Below are 13,893 nucleotides of genomic sequence, written 5' to 3' on the forward strand. Positions count from 1 at the left end.
TCGGCGGTTACCGATAGTAGTGYCCAGGCGGTTGCGACCCGACATGAGGGGGGTCGTGTCGCCTCTTTCTTTGTACCACTTTCTGTAGCGCTACCGTCGCTCCTGGCGCTACTCCCTCGGGGACTTCGGGGTACCGGGCGCCCGCCGAGCGGTGTCGGCTAACGGTAACGCGATGTGACCCGGATCGAACGAGGTTCACGTCACTCTTACGTCCTATCGCCATGCGAGTGCTCTGGGTGACTGACGCGTGGGGGAGCGTCATCGAGAGTGCGGATCGCGGCGCGTGAGCGTACCGCCGTCGCGCCATGGTGTGCACGTTGCGCGACAGGACGGTGTGACATCCCGCAAGCACGCCGTGGGCTTCCTCGCGACGCCCGGTAGCGGTCGCGGTGGCTGGTACCGTCGTTCGGATYGCTCCTTTAAGGACCGTCCCGTGAGGCGGGGAAGGAGGGCCGGGTGGCTGACGCTGCTCGCCGTAATGACGGCCCCGTTGATGATCTGGGCGCTCCCCTCGGGGATGCCGGTTCCCGGACCTCCGGCGCCGACGGCGAAGACGCCGGCTCGGACCGTTCCGGTCCTGGCGCGGAGCGGGTGAGCCGGACAGTGCTCGCCGCCGCCGACATCTCCAGGATCGTCAGCCGGATGGCCCACCAGATCCTCGAGAAGACCTCCGGCGGCGCCGGTGTGGTGCTGCTCGGGATCCCCACCCGCGGTGTCCCGCTGGCCGCGAGGCTCGCGGCCCGCATCCACGATGTCGAGGGCGTCGCGGTGCCGACCGGTTCGCTCGACCCGACGATGTACCGCGACGACCTGCGGCTGCGGGCCGTCCGCCCGCTGCGGGTCACCGACATCCCGGACGGTGGCGTCGACGGCCGGGTGGTGATCCTCGTCGACGACGTCCTGTACTCGGGCCGCACGGTGCGCGCCGCGCTCGACGCGCTGGCCGAGTACGGCCGCCCCCGCGCGGTGCAGCTGGCCGTCCTCGTCGACCGCGGCCACCGGGAGCTGCCCGTCAGGGCCGACTACGTCGGCAAGAACATGCCGACGTCGCGGCGCGAGTCGGTCGCCGTCCGGCTCACCGAGACCGACGGCGCCGACGCCGTCCTGATCGTCTCCCCGGACGAGCCGGCGCCGCCCGCCGCGGGAGCCGGCCGGTGAACCGCCACCTGCTGAGCACCGCGGACCTGCGCCGCGAGGACGCGCTGCTCGTGCTCGACACCGCCGAGCAGATGGCGCGGCTCTCGGACCGCGCGGTGAAGAAGCTGCCGACGCTGCGCGGGCGCACCGTCGTCAACCTGTTCTTCGAGGACTCGACCCGCACCCGCACCTCGTTCGAGCTCGCGGCCAAGCGGCTGTCCGCCGACGTCATCAACTTCTCGGCGAAGGGCTCCAGCGTCTCGAAGGGCGAGAGCCTCAAGGACACGGCGCTGACCCTGGAGGCGATGGGCGCCGACGCGGTCGTCTGCCGGCACCCGGCCAGCGGCGCCCCGCACCGGCTCGCCGGCTGGGTGCACGGCAGCGTGCTCAACGCCGGCGACGGCACCCACGAGCACCCCACCCAGGCGCTGCTGGACGCGTTCACGATCCGCCGCCGGCTCGGCCGGCTCGACGGGCTGGCCGTGACGATCGTCGGCGACGTGCTGCATTCGCGGGTCGCCCGGTCCAACGTCTGGCTGCTGCACACCCTCGGGGCCAAGGTGACGCTGGTCGCGCCGCCGACGCTGGTGCCGCACGGGGTGTCCGCCTGGCCGGTGGACGTCTCCTACGACCTGGACGCCGTGCTGCCCGCCTCGGACGTTGTCATGATGTTGCGTGTGCAACAGGAACGGATGTCGGCGGCCTTCTTCCCGACCGAGCGGGAGTACAGCCGTCGTTACGGCCTGGACGCCGACCGCGCGGCCACCCTGCCGGAGCACGCGCTGGTCATGCACCCCGGGCCGATGGTGCGGGGCATGGAGATCTCCTCGGAGGTGGCCGACTCCGCGCGGTCTACCGTCGTCGAGCAGGTCGCGAACGGGGTCAGCGTCCGCATGGCCTGCCTGTACCTGCTGCTGGGCGGGGCGGACGAGCGGGACGAGCGGGAGGTCACCAGATGACGTCAGGTCAGGTGCCTGGTCCGGCTGAGACCTGGCTGCTGCGCGCCGTGCGGCCACTGGGCGGCGAGCGGGCCGACCTGCTGCTCGCCGGCGGGCGGATCGTCGAGACAGGCGCCGCGGGCACGCTGGACGCGACCGAGACCGGCGCCCAGGTGCTCGACGCCGACGGCCTGTACGCGCTGCCCGGCTTCGTCGACCTGCACACCCACCTGCGCGAGCCGGGCAGGGAGGACGCCGAGACGGTCGAGTCCGGCACGAGGTCCGCGGCGCTCGGCGGCTTCACCACCGTCTTCGCGATGGCGAACACCCACCCGGTCGCCGACACCGCCGGCGTCGTCGAGCAGGTCTGGCGCCTGGGCAGGGACGCGGGCCACTGCGAGGTCCGCCCGGTCGGGGCGGTCACCGAGGGGCTCGCCGGGAAGCGGCTCGCCGAGCTCGGCGCGATGGCCACCAGCGCCGCCGCGGTGCGTGTCTTCTCCGACGACGGCCACTGCGTGGCCGACGCGCTGCTGATGCGCCGGGCGCTGGAGTACGTCAAGGCGTTCGACGGTGTCATCGCCCAGCACGCCGAGGAGCCCCGGCTGACCGAGGGCGCCCAGATGAACGAGGGCACCTGCTCGGCGCGCCTGGGCATGGCCGGCTGGCCGGCGGTCGCCGAGGAGGCGATCATCGCCCGCGACGCGCTGCTCGCCGGGCACGTCGGCTCCAGGCTGCACGTCTGCCATGTCTCCACCGCCGGATCGRTGGAGATCATCCGTTGGGCGAAGTCGAAGGGCTGGCGGGTCACCGCCGAGGTCACCCCGCACCACCTGCTGCTCACCGACGAGCTGGCCGCCACCTACGACCCGGTCTACAAGGTCAACCCGCCGCTGCGCACCGCCGAGGACGTCGAGGCGCTGCGCGCCGGGCTCGCCGACGGCACCATCGACGCGGTCGCCACCGACCACGCCCCGCACGCCCCGCAGGACAAGGAGACCGAGTGGTCCGCCGCCCGGCCGGGGATGCTGGGCCTGCAGACCGCGCTGTCGATCGTCATCGACACGATGGTGACGACCGGGCTGCTCGACTGGGCCGGCGTCGCCGAGCGGATGGCGCTCGCGCCGRCCCGCATCGGTGGCCTGCCCGAGGTGCCCGCCGGCGCCAGGAGTTCGATGGATGTCGGCGCCGCCGCGACGCTGACCCTCGTCGACCCGGAGGCGCGCTGGGTTGTCGACCCCGCGAGGTTCGCCAGCCGCAGCCGGAACTCGCCCTACCGGGGGATGACGATGCCGGGACAGGTACACGCCACCTTCCTCGCTGGACGACCCACGGTCCTCGACGGGAAGATCGTATGAACCTGGTCACCGCGCACGTCGCCGCCGCGAGCGGAGGGGCTGGCCTGATCGGCCTGCGCCTGCTGCTGGTCTTCGGCATCGTGCTGCTGCTGGTGGCGGTGATCGGCTGGCTGCGGCAGACCTGGCGCCGCCACGCCGCCCAGCAGGAGGAGGGCCTGCCGGAGCTGCTCGCCCCGCCGGAGGAGACCGGTGAGGTGCTCGCCGCCCCGCTGCGCGGCGCCTACCTGGGGACGACCGACGCCGGCCAGTGGCTCGAGTGGTTCTCCGCCCGCGGCCTGTCTGGCAAGGACGGCGCCTACATCACCGTCCACGAGGGCGGCGTGCGGGTCGACCGCGGCGCCTCGGCGTTCTGGATCCCGCGGGAGGCGGTCCGCGGCGCCCGGCTGGAGCGCGCGCACGCCGGCAAGGTGGCCACCCCCGGGCGGCTGCTGGTGATCGCCTGGTCGTTGGACGGCCGCGAGCTGGAGACCGGCTTCCGCGGGGAGGACCGGGCCCGTCAGCCGAAGGTGATGCGCTCGGTGCACGACCTGATCGGGCCGCCGACGCGCGCGATGGACGGCGAGGTCACCTCGCCGCGGCCGGTGCCGCGCGCGCTGCGCCAGCTGCGGCCGCGCCGGAACCCGCCCGTCGGCGCCGAGGGCGGCGTCCCGGTCGCCGCCCGCGGCCGCGCGCACGGGGCGGGAACGCACCAGGCCGCGTCCGGCCGCGGCGGCCGTCCCGGCCGCCGGGGCGGCAGCCGCACCCTGCAGCAGGAGATCGCCGACCGGCGCGGCGCCGACCCCTACGGCACCGGCCCGAGCGCGGCGGTCGCGCCCAACCCCGACCCCTACAGCACCAGCCCGCGCGCGGCGGCCGGGACTGGCGCCGACCCGTACGTGGGCAACCCGCGCGGTGTGGCCTACGGCGCCGGCGCCGGCCCCGGAGCGCCCGGCGCGTCGTCCGTTCCCGCCCCTGGCCCGGCCGTCCCGGGCGGCCCCGGCGCGCCGCGACCGGGGCGGCGGTCCCGTCCCGGCCAGCCGGCGCGACCGCCGGCGCCCGGCGCACCGGGTACCCCCGGCGCACCGGGTATCGGCCAGCCGGGTTCTCCTGGAGGCTGGTCACCAGCCCAGGGCCCCGGCGACACGGCCCGCCGGCCCGCGCCGCGCGCCGTTCCCGGCGGGCGGCCGACGAGTCCCCGCCCGCCCGCGATGCCGCCCCGCCCGCCGTCCGCGGCTCCCCGGCCTCCGGCCACGGCCCCTCGCCCACCCGCCGTGGCGCCGCCGCCACCGGCCGGCGGGCAGCGACCGCCGGCCGGCGGCGGCGGCGGAGCGTACGGGGGCCCGGATACGGACGGGTTCTCGGTGACCCGAGCGGACGGGCCGCCCGGCGGCACACCCTGGCGCGCGGAAGCCCCACAGCCTGGCGGGATCTCCCCGGCTGGGCGGCGGCCGGTCGCGGGCCCGACCGACGCCCGCGGGTACGACCCGTACGGCCAGGGCCAGCCGACGCCGGCCCAGGCCTATCCCGCGCCGGCGGCGCCGCCGCCGGACCCGTACGACGCGGTGCCGCCGCGGGCGTACCCGCCAGGGCGGCCCGACCCGTCCACGGCGCCCCAGGCCGGGCCCACCGGTCCGTACGCGGCGGCGGGCGGCTACCCAGGACCGGCGGGACCAGCCTCGCCGGGCGCGCGGGACCCCCGGCCGCCAGCCGATCCCTACGCGTCCGACCCGTACGCGCGGGCCGATCCGTACGCGCCGTCCGATCCGTACGCGTCGGTGGACCCGTACGCGGTCGACGGGAGGCAGGGCGGGTCGTCCCAGCCCGGGGACGGGGACGACCCGTATGACGACGTGACGCGCCGCTGGCCGCGCCGCGAGCATTGAGGGACACCCGACGCGGCCGGGTCCGTGACCAGGCCGCGCGGGAACTGGAGTGCCTGGCCCGGCGCCCCGCGAGGGCGCCGGGCTCTGAGCGACGCACCCCGGGCGACGGGTCCTCCTCGTGACGAGGACATGAGCGCCGACGGGCGCGGGATGTGACGGGGGCCGCCGAGGCGGTCCTGACCGAGCAGGGAACGAGGCACAGGTGGGAGCAGGGGAACAGGCCAGGCCCGGACCAGCGGTCGGCCAGCCGGCGGTGCTGGTCCTGGAGGACGGCCGGGCGTTCGCCGGCGAGGCTTACGGCGCCGTCGGCGAGACGTTCGGCGAGGCGGTGTTCTCCACCGGCATGACCGGCTACCAGGAGACGCTGAGCGACCCGTCGTACTACGGCCAGGTCGTGGTGATGACGGCGCCGCACATCGGCAACACCGGGGTGAACGACCGCGACTACGAGTCGTCGGGGATCCAGGTCGCCGGCTACGTCGTGCGCGACCCGAGCCGGCTGTCGTCGAACTGGCGGGCCGAGCGCGGCCTGGCCGCGGAGCTCGCCCGGGCGGGCGTCGTCGGCATCAGTGGGGTGGACACCCGCGCGCTCACCCGCCACCTGCGCGAGCGCGGGGCGATGCGCTGCGGCATCTCCAGCCTGTCCGCCGACCCGGCCGCGCTGCTGGGCAAGGTGCTGGCGAGCCCGGAGATGGTCGGCGCCGACCTCGCCCCCGAGGTGAGCACCCGCGAGCCGTACGTCGTCGCTGCGGCCGGTGGCGAACGGCGCTTCCGGGTCGCAGCCCTGGACCTGGGGATCAAGCGGAACACCCCGCTGTCGATGGCCGCCCGCGGCTGCGAGGTGCACGTCCTGCCGGCGAGGGCGACGGCCGACGACCTGCTGGCCGTCGAGCCGGACGGGGTGTTCTTCTCCAACGGCCCCGGTGACCCGGCGACCGCCGACTACGCGGTCGAGGCGGCGAGCGGCGTGCTGCGGGCCGGCGTGCCGCTGTTCGGGATCTGCTTCGGCAACCAGGTGCTCGGCCGGGCGCTCGGTTTCGGCACCTACAAGCTCACCTACGGCCACCGGGGCATCAACCAGCCGGTCAAGGACCTCTCGACCGGCCAGATCGCGGTGACCTGCCACAACCACGGCTTCGCGGTCGCCGCGCCGACCGACGGGACGCACGTCGACACCCCGTTCGGCCGGGTCGCCGTCAGCCACGTCGCTCTCAACGACGATGTCGTCGAGGGCGTCGCCTGCCTGGACGTGCCCGCGTTCAGCGTTCAGTACCACCCGGAGGCGGCGGCGGGCCCGCACGACGCCCAGGGCCTGTTCGACCGGTTCTGTGAGCTCATGGCGAAGGGGGGTAAGTGATGCCCAGACGGACCGACCTGCGCAGCGTCCTGGTGATCGGCTCGGGGCCGATCGTGATCGGCCAGGCCTGCGAGTTCGACTACTCGGGGACGCAGGCCTGCCGAGTGCTGCGCGCCGAGGGCCTGCGGGTGGTGCTGGTCAACAGCAACCCCGCCACGATCATGACGGACCCGGAGCTGGCCGACGCGACCTACGTCGAGCCGATCACCCCCGAGATCGTCGCCAAGATCATCGAGAAGGAGCGCCCGGACGCGCTGCTGGCCACCATGGGCGGCCAGACGGCGCTGAACACGGCCGTCGCGCTGTACGACGCGGGCGTGCTGGAGCAGTTCGGCGTCCAGCTCATCGGCGCGAACATCGAGGCGATCCGGCGCGGTGAGGACCGCCAGCTGTTCAAGGAGATCGTCGCCCAGATCGGCGGCGAGAGCGCGCGCAGCGCGATCTGCGTGACCGTCCAGGAGTGCCTCGCCGCCGCCGGCGAGTTCGGCTACCCGGTGGTCGTGCGGCCGAGCTTCACCCTCGGCGGCGCCGGGAGCGGCTTCGCCCACGACCCCGACGAGCTCGCCAGGATGGCGGCCGACGGCCTCGCGGCCTCGCCGGCCACCCAGGTGCTCCTCGAGGAGTCCGTGCTCGGCTGGAAGGAGTTCGAGCTCGAGCTGATGCGCGACCGCGCCGACAACGTGGTCGTCGTCTGCTCGATCGAGAACGTCGACCCGGTGGGCGTGCACACCGGCGACTCGATCACCGTCGCCCCGGCGATGACGCTCACCGACCGCGAGTACCAGCGGATGCGCGACCTCTCGATCGCGGTGATGCGCGCGGTCGGCGTCGACGCCGGCGGCTGCAACATCCAGTTCGCCGTCGACCCGCGCACCGGGCGGATCGTCATCATCGAGATGAACCCGCGGGTGTCGCGCTCGTCCGCGCTCGCGTCGAAGGCCACCGGCTTCCCGATCGCCAAGATCTCCGCGAAGCTCGCGCTCGGCTACACCCTCGACGAGATCCCGAACGACATCACCCGCACCACCCCGGCCGCGTTCGAGCCGACGCTGGACTACATCGTCGTCAAGGTGCCGCGGTTCGCGTTCGAGAAGTTCCCCGGCGCCGACGAGACGCTCACGACGCACATGAAGTCCGTAGGCGAGGCGATGGGCGTCGGGCGCAGCTACGCCGAGGCGCTGCAGAAGGCGCTGCGCTCCCTGGAGCGCCCCACGGCGGTGTTCTCGTTCACCCCGCCCGAGGCCGAGGCGGCCGAGCTGCTCGCCACGGCGCGCGTCCCGCGCGACGGCCGGCTGAAGGTCATGCAGCAGGCGCTGCTCGCCGGCGCCGGCGCGGCCGAGCTCGTCGACGCCACCGGCATGGACCCGTGGTTCGTCGACCAGCTGGTCTTCCTCAACGAGGTCGCCGCGGCCACCGCCGCGGCCGGCCACGACGACGTCGTCGCCGTGCGGCGGGCCAAGCGGGCCGGCTTCTCCGACGCCCAGCTCGCCGGGATCTTCGGGACGTCCGAGGACGAGGTCCGCGCGTTCCGGCACGCCCACGGGATCCGGCCGGTCTTCAAGACGGTCGACACCTGCGCCGCCGAGTTCGCCTCGGCCACGCCGTACCACTACTCGGCCTACGACGAGGAGACCGAGGTCGCGCCGGGGGAGAAGCCCCGGGTGATCGTGCTCGGCAGCGGGCCGAACCGGATCGGCCAGGGCATCGAGTTCGACTACGCCTGCTGCCACGCGGTCATGGCGCTCTCGGACGCCGGCTACGAGACCATCATGGTCAACTGCAACCCGGAGACGGTCTCCACCGACTACGACACCGCCGACCGGCTCTACGTCGAGCCGCTCACCGTCGAGGACGTCCTCGAGGTCGTGCACGCCGAGCAGCAGGCCGGGCCGCTCGCCGGCGTGATCGTCCAGCTGGGGGGCCAGACGCCGCTGGGCATCGCGGCCCGCCTCGCCGCCGCCGGYGTGCCCATCGTCGGCACCTCCCCGGCGGCCATCCACCTCGCCGAGGACCGCGGCCGGTTCGGCGAGGTGCTCGCCGCCGCCGGCCTGCCCTCGCCGCCGCACGGGGTCGCGACGTCCTACGGCGAGGCGCACGCGGTGGCGGAGCGGATCGGCTACCCGGTGCTCGTCCGGCCGAGCTACGTGCTCGGCGGGCGCGGCATGGAGATCGTCTACGACGACGGGATGCTGCGCGACTACATCGACCGGGCGACCCAGATCTCCCCGGAGCACCCGGTGCTCGTCGACCGGTTCCTCGACGACGCGGTYGAGATCGACGTGGACGCGCTCTTCGACGGCGAGGAGCTCTACCTCGCGGGCGTCATGGAGCACATCGAGGAGGCCGGGGTGCACTCCGGTGACTCGGCGTGCGCCCTGCCGCCGATCACGCTGGGCCGCTCCGAGCTTGACCGGATCCGGGACAGCACGCTGGCGATCGCCCGGGGCGTGGGCGTGCGCGGCCTGCTCAACGTCCAGTACGCGCTGCAGTCCGACGTGCTGTACGTGCTGGAGGCGAACCCGCGCGCGTCGCGGACCGTCCCGTTCGTCTCCAAGGCGACGGCGGTGCCGCTGGCGAAGGCGGCGAGCCGGGTGATGCTCGGCGCGACCGTCCCCCAGCTGCGCGCCGAGGGGCTGCTGCCGGCGGCGGGCGACGGCGCGACGCTGCCGCTGGACTCGCACATCGCCGTGAAGGAGGCGGTGCTGCCCTTCGGCCGGTTCCGTGACTCGGGCGGCCACGGGGTGGACACGGTGCTCGGGCCGGAGATGAAGTCCACCGGCGAGGTGATGGGCATCGACGGCGGGTTCGGGACGGCGTACGCGAAGTCGCAGGCGGCGGCCTACGCCTCGCTGCCGACGTCGGGGCGGGTGTTCGTGTCCGTCGCCAACCGGGACAAGCGGGCGATGATCTTCCCGATCAAGCGGCTCGCGGACCTCGGCTTCGCCGTGTACGCGACCGAGGGCACCGCGGCGGTGCTGCGGCGCAACGGGGTGAAGGCGGTCGTGCTCGGCAAGCACCGGGCGCCGGCGGACGGCCTCGTCGACTGCGTCGACATGATCAACGCACGGCAGCTGGACCTGGTCATCAACACCCCCTGGGGCGTCGGGCCACGCCTGGACGGCTACGAGATCCGGACGGCGTGCGTGACGGCCGGCGTCCCGTGCATCACGACGATCCAGGCCGCGGCGGCCTGCGTGCAGGGCATCGAGGCGCTGTCACGCGGCGAGCTCGGCGTCCGGCCGCTGCAGTCGTACCACGAGGAGCTGCGCACCACCTGGGCCGTCGGGCTGGCCCGGTGAGCGCGATCAACGGCTCGGTGCGGGCGCCGGTGGCGGTCGCGCTGGACGCGCCGGACGCGGCGACCGCGCTGCGGTGGGCGCGCGCCGTCGCGCCGCACGTGGCGCTCCTCAAGGTCGGGCTGGAGCTGTTCTACCGGGAGGGGCCGGCCGTCGTCGCGGCGCTGCGCGCCGAGGGGCTGCTGGCCGGCGAGGCGGGGCCCGACGGCGAGGCGGCGGGGCCGGGGCTGTTCCTCGACCTGAAGCTGCACGACATCCCGGCGACGGTCGCGGGCGGGCTGCGCTCGGTCGCCGTCCTGCGGCCCCGGTTCGTCACCGTGCACGCCTCCGGCGGGGCGGCGATGGTCCGGGCCGCCGTCGAGGCGGCGGGTGAGGCGGCCGCCGCGGCCGGTGTGGAGCCGCTCACGGTCGCCGGGGTGACCGTTCTCACCTCTCTGGGCGAGGCGGACCTCGACGCCGTCGGACTCGCCGGACCGGCCCTCGACGCGGCCCACCGGCTCGCGGTGCTCGCTGTGGAGGCGGGCGCCGGGGCGCTGGTCTGCAGCCCCCGGGAGGCCGAACGGCTCCGGGAAGAGGTCGGAAATAGTGTGACTCTCATCACTCCTGGGGTCCGTCCCAGGGGTGCTGACCGGGCGGACCAGGCCCGGGTCGCGACCCCGGAAGAGGCCCTCGCGGCGGGTGCCGACTACGTGGTGATGGGGCGCCCGGTCACCGGCGCAACCGATCCAGGGACTGTCGCGGCGGYGCTCGCGGTCACCCTTGGCGGGCTGTCGCGGGGCGCTGACCTGCGGTAACGCCGTTTTGTGCTAGTTGAGACAACTCCATGCCGTACTGGCATGGATGTGGCGTTCACGGCTGGTCGGCAGACCGGGTGGCCCTTGTGCGTCAGCGGTCTCGCGGTCTCGTAACGCGGCGTTTCGGGCCGGTAAACCTTCTTTGGGTGGGAGCGACCTCCGCTAGACCGGCGCGAAAGTACTCGCTAGGTTGCGCGTCGCGATCACCCCATTTGAGGAGGCGTAACCGTGCCCCTGCCGCCCCTGACGCCCGAGCAGCGGGCAGCCGCCCTTGAGAAGGCCGCGCTGGCGCGAAAGCAGCGTGCCGACCTCAAGGAAAGGCTCAAAAAGGCGGAGACGACCTTGGCCGCGGTCTTGGAACAGGCCGAGGAAGACGAGGTCGTCGGCAAGATGAAGGTTTCGGCGGTGCTCGAGTCGCTCCCGGGGGTGGGCCGCGTTCGGGCCCAGCGAATCCGGGAACGACTCGGCATCAGCCCGACCCGTCGGCTGCGTGGCCTTGGTGCCAAGCAGCGGGCCGCGCTCCTGGAGGAGTTCGGCGCGGCGTCCTGACGAGGGCGCCGGCGCGTCCCTCCGCATAGCGCCTCCAGCGCGATGCGGGACCCCTGGGGACTCGCCGGCGGCGTTCGGCGGACATCGTCGGTGGGTTGTGCGTCCCGGTCGTGTCCATGGCCGGGGAGCCGGTGACCACGCTGGGACGGCGGGGCGGTATGCCCTCGCCATGCCTGGCTAGGACAGGTCGAGGCCGGCCGGAGCGGGCACCCCGGGGAACCGGGAGGCTCGTCTCCGGCCGGCCTCGGCGTCCCAGCACTTTGCGCCCCCGCCCGGGGCCAGATTGGCCTCTGGGCGCCCTAAGGTGGGCGGATGGGTCTCACGGTGCTCTCCGGCCCGTCCGGAGTCGGGAAGGGGACGGTCGTCGCCGCCGTCCGCCGGCTTTTCCCGGACGTCTGGGTGTCGGTCAGCGCGACCACCCGGGCACCGCGGCCGGGTGAGACCGACGGCGTCGAGTACCACTTCGTCGACGACGACCGGTTCGACCGGATGGTCAAGGACGGCGAGTTCGTCGAGCACGCCACCTTCGCGGGCAACCGCTACGGCACGCCCCGCGCGCCGCTGGAGCGGCGGCTCGACGACGGGCTGCCCGCGCTGCTGGAGATCGAGCTTCAGGGTGCCCGCCAGGTGCGCACGGCGATTCCGTCCGCCAGGTTCGTCTTCCTCACCCCGCCCAGCTGGGACGAGCTCGTCCGCCGGCTGACCGGGCGGGGCACCGAGCGGCCCGAGGTGATCGAACGCCGGTTGGCCCGCGCCCGGGTCGAGCTCACCGCCGAGCCGGAGTTCGACGCGGTCGTCGTGAACGACGACGTCGAGGCCGCGGCGGCCCGGTTGGTATCGTTGCTGATTACCGAGTGATCTCTGGGGACCACTCCCAGCCCTCTCGACCACACCGCGTGGCCCACCGGTCGCCCTCCGGAATGCGGAATCCGGGCGTCCCAAGGTGCCGCGCGGCCGAGAGGCGGGTTCCCCAGGGACTCCGACGACGGGCCTCGTCCGGCCGCCGTCCTTGAACCGCCAGACCCAGACCTGAGCACCTAGCCATCTGAGCACCTAGCCACCGGAAGGACCACCTTGTCCGGTACACCCGCCCAGCCCGAGGGCATCACCAACCCGCCGATCGACGAGCTGCTCGAGGCGACCGACTCGAAGTACAGCCTCGTGATCTACGCGGCCAAGCGTGCCCGCCAGATCAACGCCTACTACTCGCAGCTGGGCGAGGCCCTGCTGGAGCACGTCGGCCCGCTGGTCGAGACCAGTGCCCAGGAGAAGCCGCTGTCGATCGCGCTGCGCGAGATCAACGCGGGCCTCCTCACCCACGAGGCCACTCCCGAGCCGCTCCCGCCTGCCTCCTGACCGTGGAGGGGGCGGGTGGGCGTCCGCGCGTCGTGCTCGGTGTCTCCGGCGGGATCGCCGCGTACAAGGCGCTGGAGGTGCTGCGCCGGCTCACCGAGTCCGGCCACGACGTCCGCGTGGTGCCCACACCGGCCGCGCTGCGGTTCGTCGGCGAGGTGACGTGGGCCGCGCTGTCGGGCAGCCCGGTGCACACCGACGTGTGGGCCGACCCGGACGAGGTCGCGCACGTGCGGATCGGCCGTGAGGCGGACCTCGTGCTCGTCGTTCCCGCCACCGCCGACCTGATGAGCAGGGCCGTCGCCGGCCGCGCCGACGACCTGCTGACCGCGACCCTGCTCACGGCGCGCTGCCCGGTGCTCTACGCCCCGGCGATGCACACCGAGATGTGGGAGCACCCGGCCACCCGGGCCAACGTCGCCGTGTTGCGCGAGCGGGGCGCGATCGTCGTCGACCCGGCCGTCGGGCGGCTCACCGGCCCCGACTCCGGCGCCGGGCGGCTGCCCGAGCCGGCCGAGATCGCCGCGCTCGCCCGCGCGGTGCTCGCGCTCGGCCCGGCCGCCGGGCGGCCCGACCTCGCGGGCCGCCGCGTCGTGGTCAGCGCCGGCGGTACCCGGGAGCACCTCGACCCGGTGCGTTTCCTCGGCAACTCCTCCAGCGGCCGCCAGGGCTACGCGCTGGCACGTGCCGCCCTGGCCAGGGGCGCGCGGGTGACCGTCGTCGCGGCCAACGTCGCCCTGCCGGACCCGGCCGGCGCGACCGTCGTGCGCGTCACCTCGGCGCTCGACCTCCGGGACGCGGTGCACGCCGCCGCGGGGAGCGCCGACGTCGTCGTCATGGCCGCCGCCGTCGCGGACTTCCGCCCGGCCAAGCCCCAGGACTACAAGATCAAAAAAGAGGGCGGCGTCCCGGCGCCGGTCGAGCTGGAGCCCAACCCGGACGTGCTCGCCGAGCTGGTCTCCACCCGCGAGGCCCGCCGGCCGGGCCAGCTGCTGGTCGGATTCGCCGCCGAGACCGGTGGCCCGGACGGGTCCGTGCTCGACCTCGGCCGCGCCAAGCTCGCCCGCAAGAGGGCCGACCTGCTGGTCGTCAACGAGGTCGGGGCCGGGCTCGGCTTCGAGGTCGACCACAACAAGGCCGTCGTCCTGGGGCTCGACGGCTCGGCGACGACCATCGAGCACACCACCAAGGATCTGCTGGCCCACCGCGTCCTTGACCTGGTCGTTGGTCGCCTCGCGTAGGCGCCCGGCCG

At 74.3% G+C, this 13,893-nt stretch carries 11 protein-coding genes; all 11 read left to right on the forward strand.

The genetic code is table 11. The features are described from left to right. Positions 1–456: 456 nt before the first annotated feature. On the forward strand, positions 457–1,158 hold the full coding sequence (gene pyrR, locus BL253_RS17670; protein ID WP_081438413.1) for a bifunctional pyr operon transcriptional regulator/uracil phosphoribosyltransferase PyrR: 702 nt from the start codon (positions 457–459) through the stop codon (positions 1,156–1,158). Next, the gene (locus BL253_RS17675) at positions 1,155–2,096 is read left to right on the forward strand and encodes an aspartate carbamoyltransferase catalytic subunit (protein ID WP_076818217.1); all 942 of its coding nucleotides are present in this window, start codon (positions 1,155–1,157) and stop codon (positions 2,094–2,096) included. The genes pyrR and BL253_RS17675 overlap by 4 nt, the downstream gene beginning before the upstream one ends. Then, positions 2,093–3,430, forward strand: coding sequence for a dihydroorotase (locus BL253_RS17680; protein WP_076818218.1), 1,338 nt, complete (start codon positions 2,093–2,095; stop codon positions 3,428–3,430). The genes BL253_RS17675 and BL253_RS17680 overlap by 4 nt, the downstream gene beginning before the upstream one ends. Then, positions 3,427–5,292, forward strand: a complete 1,866-nt coding sequence (locus BL253_RS44765; protein ID WP_076818219.1) for a PH-like domain-containing protein — start codon at positions 3,427–3,429, stop codon at positions 5,290–5,292. The genes BL253_RS17680 and BL253_RS44765 overlap by 4 nt, the downstream gene beginning before the upstream one ends. Positions 5,293–5,494: 202 nt before the next feature. Then, positions 5,495–6,649 (forward strand): glutamine-hydrolyzing carbamoyl-phosphate synthase small subunit, encoded by a 1,155-nt coding sequence (gene carA / locus BL253_RS17690; RefSeq protein ID WP_076818220.1) that lies wholly within the window; start codon positions 5,495–5,497, stop codon positions 6,647–6,649. Continuing rightward, positions 6,649–9,948 carry a carbamoyl-phosphate synthase large subunit gene (gene carB, locus BL253_RS17695; protein WP_076818263.1) on the forward strand — a complete coding sequence of 1,100 codons (3,300 nt, stop codon included), beginning with the start codon at positions 6,649–6,651 and terminating at the stop codon, positions 9,946–9,948. Before carA ends, carB begins: the two co-directional genes overlap by 1 nt. Further along, positions 9,945–10,739, forward strand: a complete 795-nt coding sequence (pyrF, locus tag BL253_RS17700) for an orotidine-5'-phosphate decarboxylase (RefSeq protein ID WP_198946291.1) — start codon at positions 9,945–9,947, stop codon at positions 10,737–10,739. The genes carB and pyrF overlap by 4 nt, the downstream gene beginning before the upstream one ends. 228 nt (positions 10,740–10,967) lie before the next feature. Then, positions 10,968–11,288, forward strand: coding sequence for an integration host factor, actinobacterial type (gene mihF / locus BL253_RS17705; protein ID WP_007518859.1), 321 nt, complete (start codon positions 10,968–10,970; stop codon positions 11,286–11,288). Between the two features lie 312 nt (positions 11,289–11,600). Then, a complete protein-coding gene (gene gmk / locus BL253_RS17710; RefSeq protein WP_076818221.1) occupies positions 11,601–12,146 on the forward strand; it encodes a guanylate kinase in 546 nt (181 codons plus the stop codon). Between the two features lie 216 nt (positions 12,147–12,362). Then, entirely contained in the window at positions 12,363–12,644 is a 282-nt protein-coding gene (gene rpoZ / locus BL253_RS17715) for a DNA-directed RNA polymerase subunit omega (protein WP_076818222.1), read from the forward strand. Between the two features lie 32 nt (positions 12,645–12,676). After that, a complete protein-coding gene (coaBC, locus tag BL253_RS17720; protein WP_241834887.1) occupies positions 12,677–13,882 on the forward strand; it encodes a bifunctional phosphopantothenoylcysteine decarboxylase/phosphopantothenate--cysteine ligase CoaBC in 1,206 nt (401 codons plus the stop codon). Positions 13,883–13,893 lie beyond the last annotated feature (11 nt).

Source organism: Pseudofrankia asymbiotica (genome assembly GCF_001983105.1).
Taxonomy (GTDB): Bacteria; Actinomycetota; Actinomycetes; order Frankiales; family Frankiaceae; genus Pseudofrankia; species Pseudofrankia asymbiotica.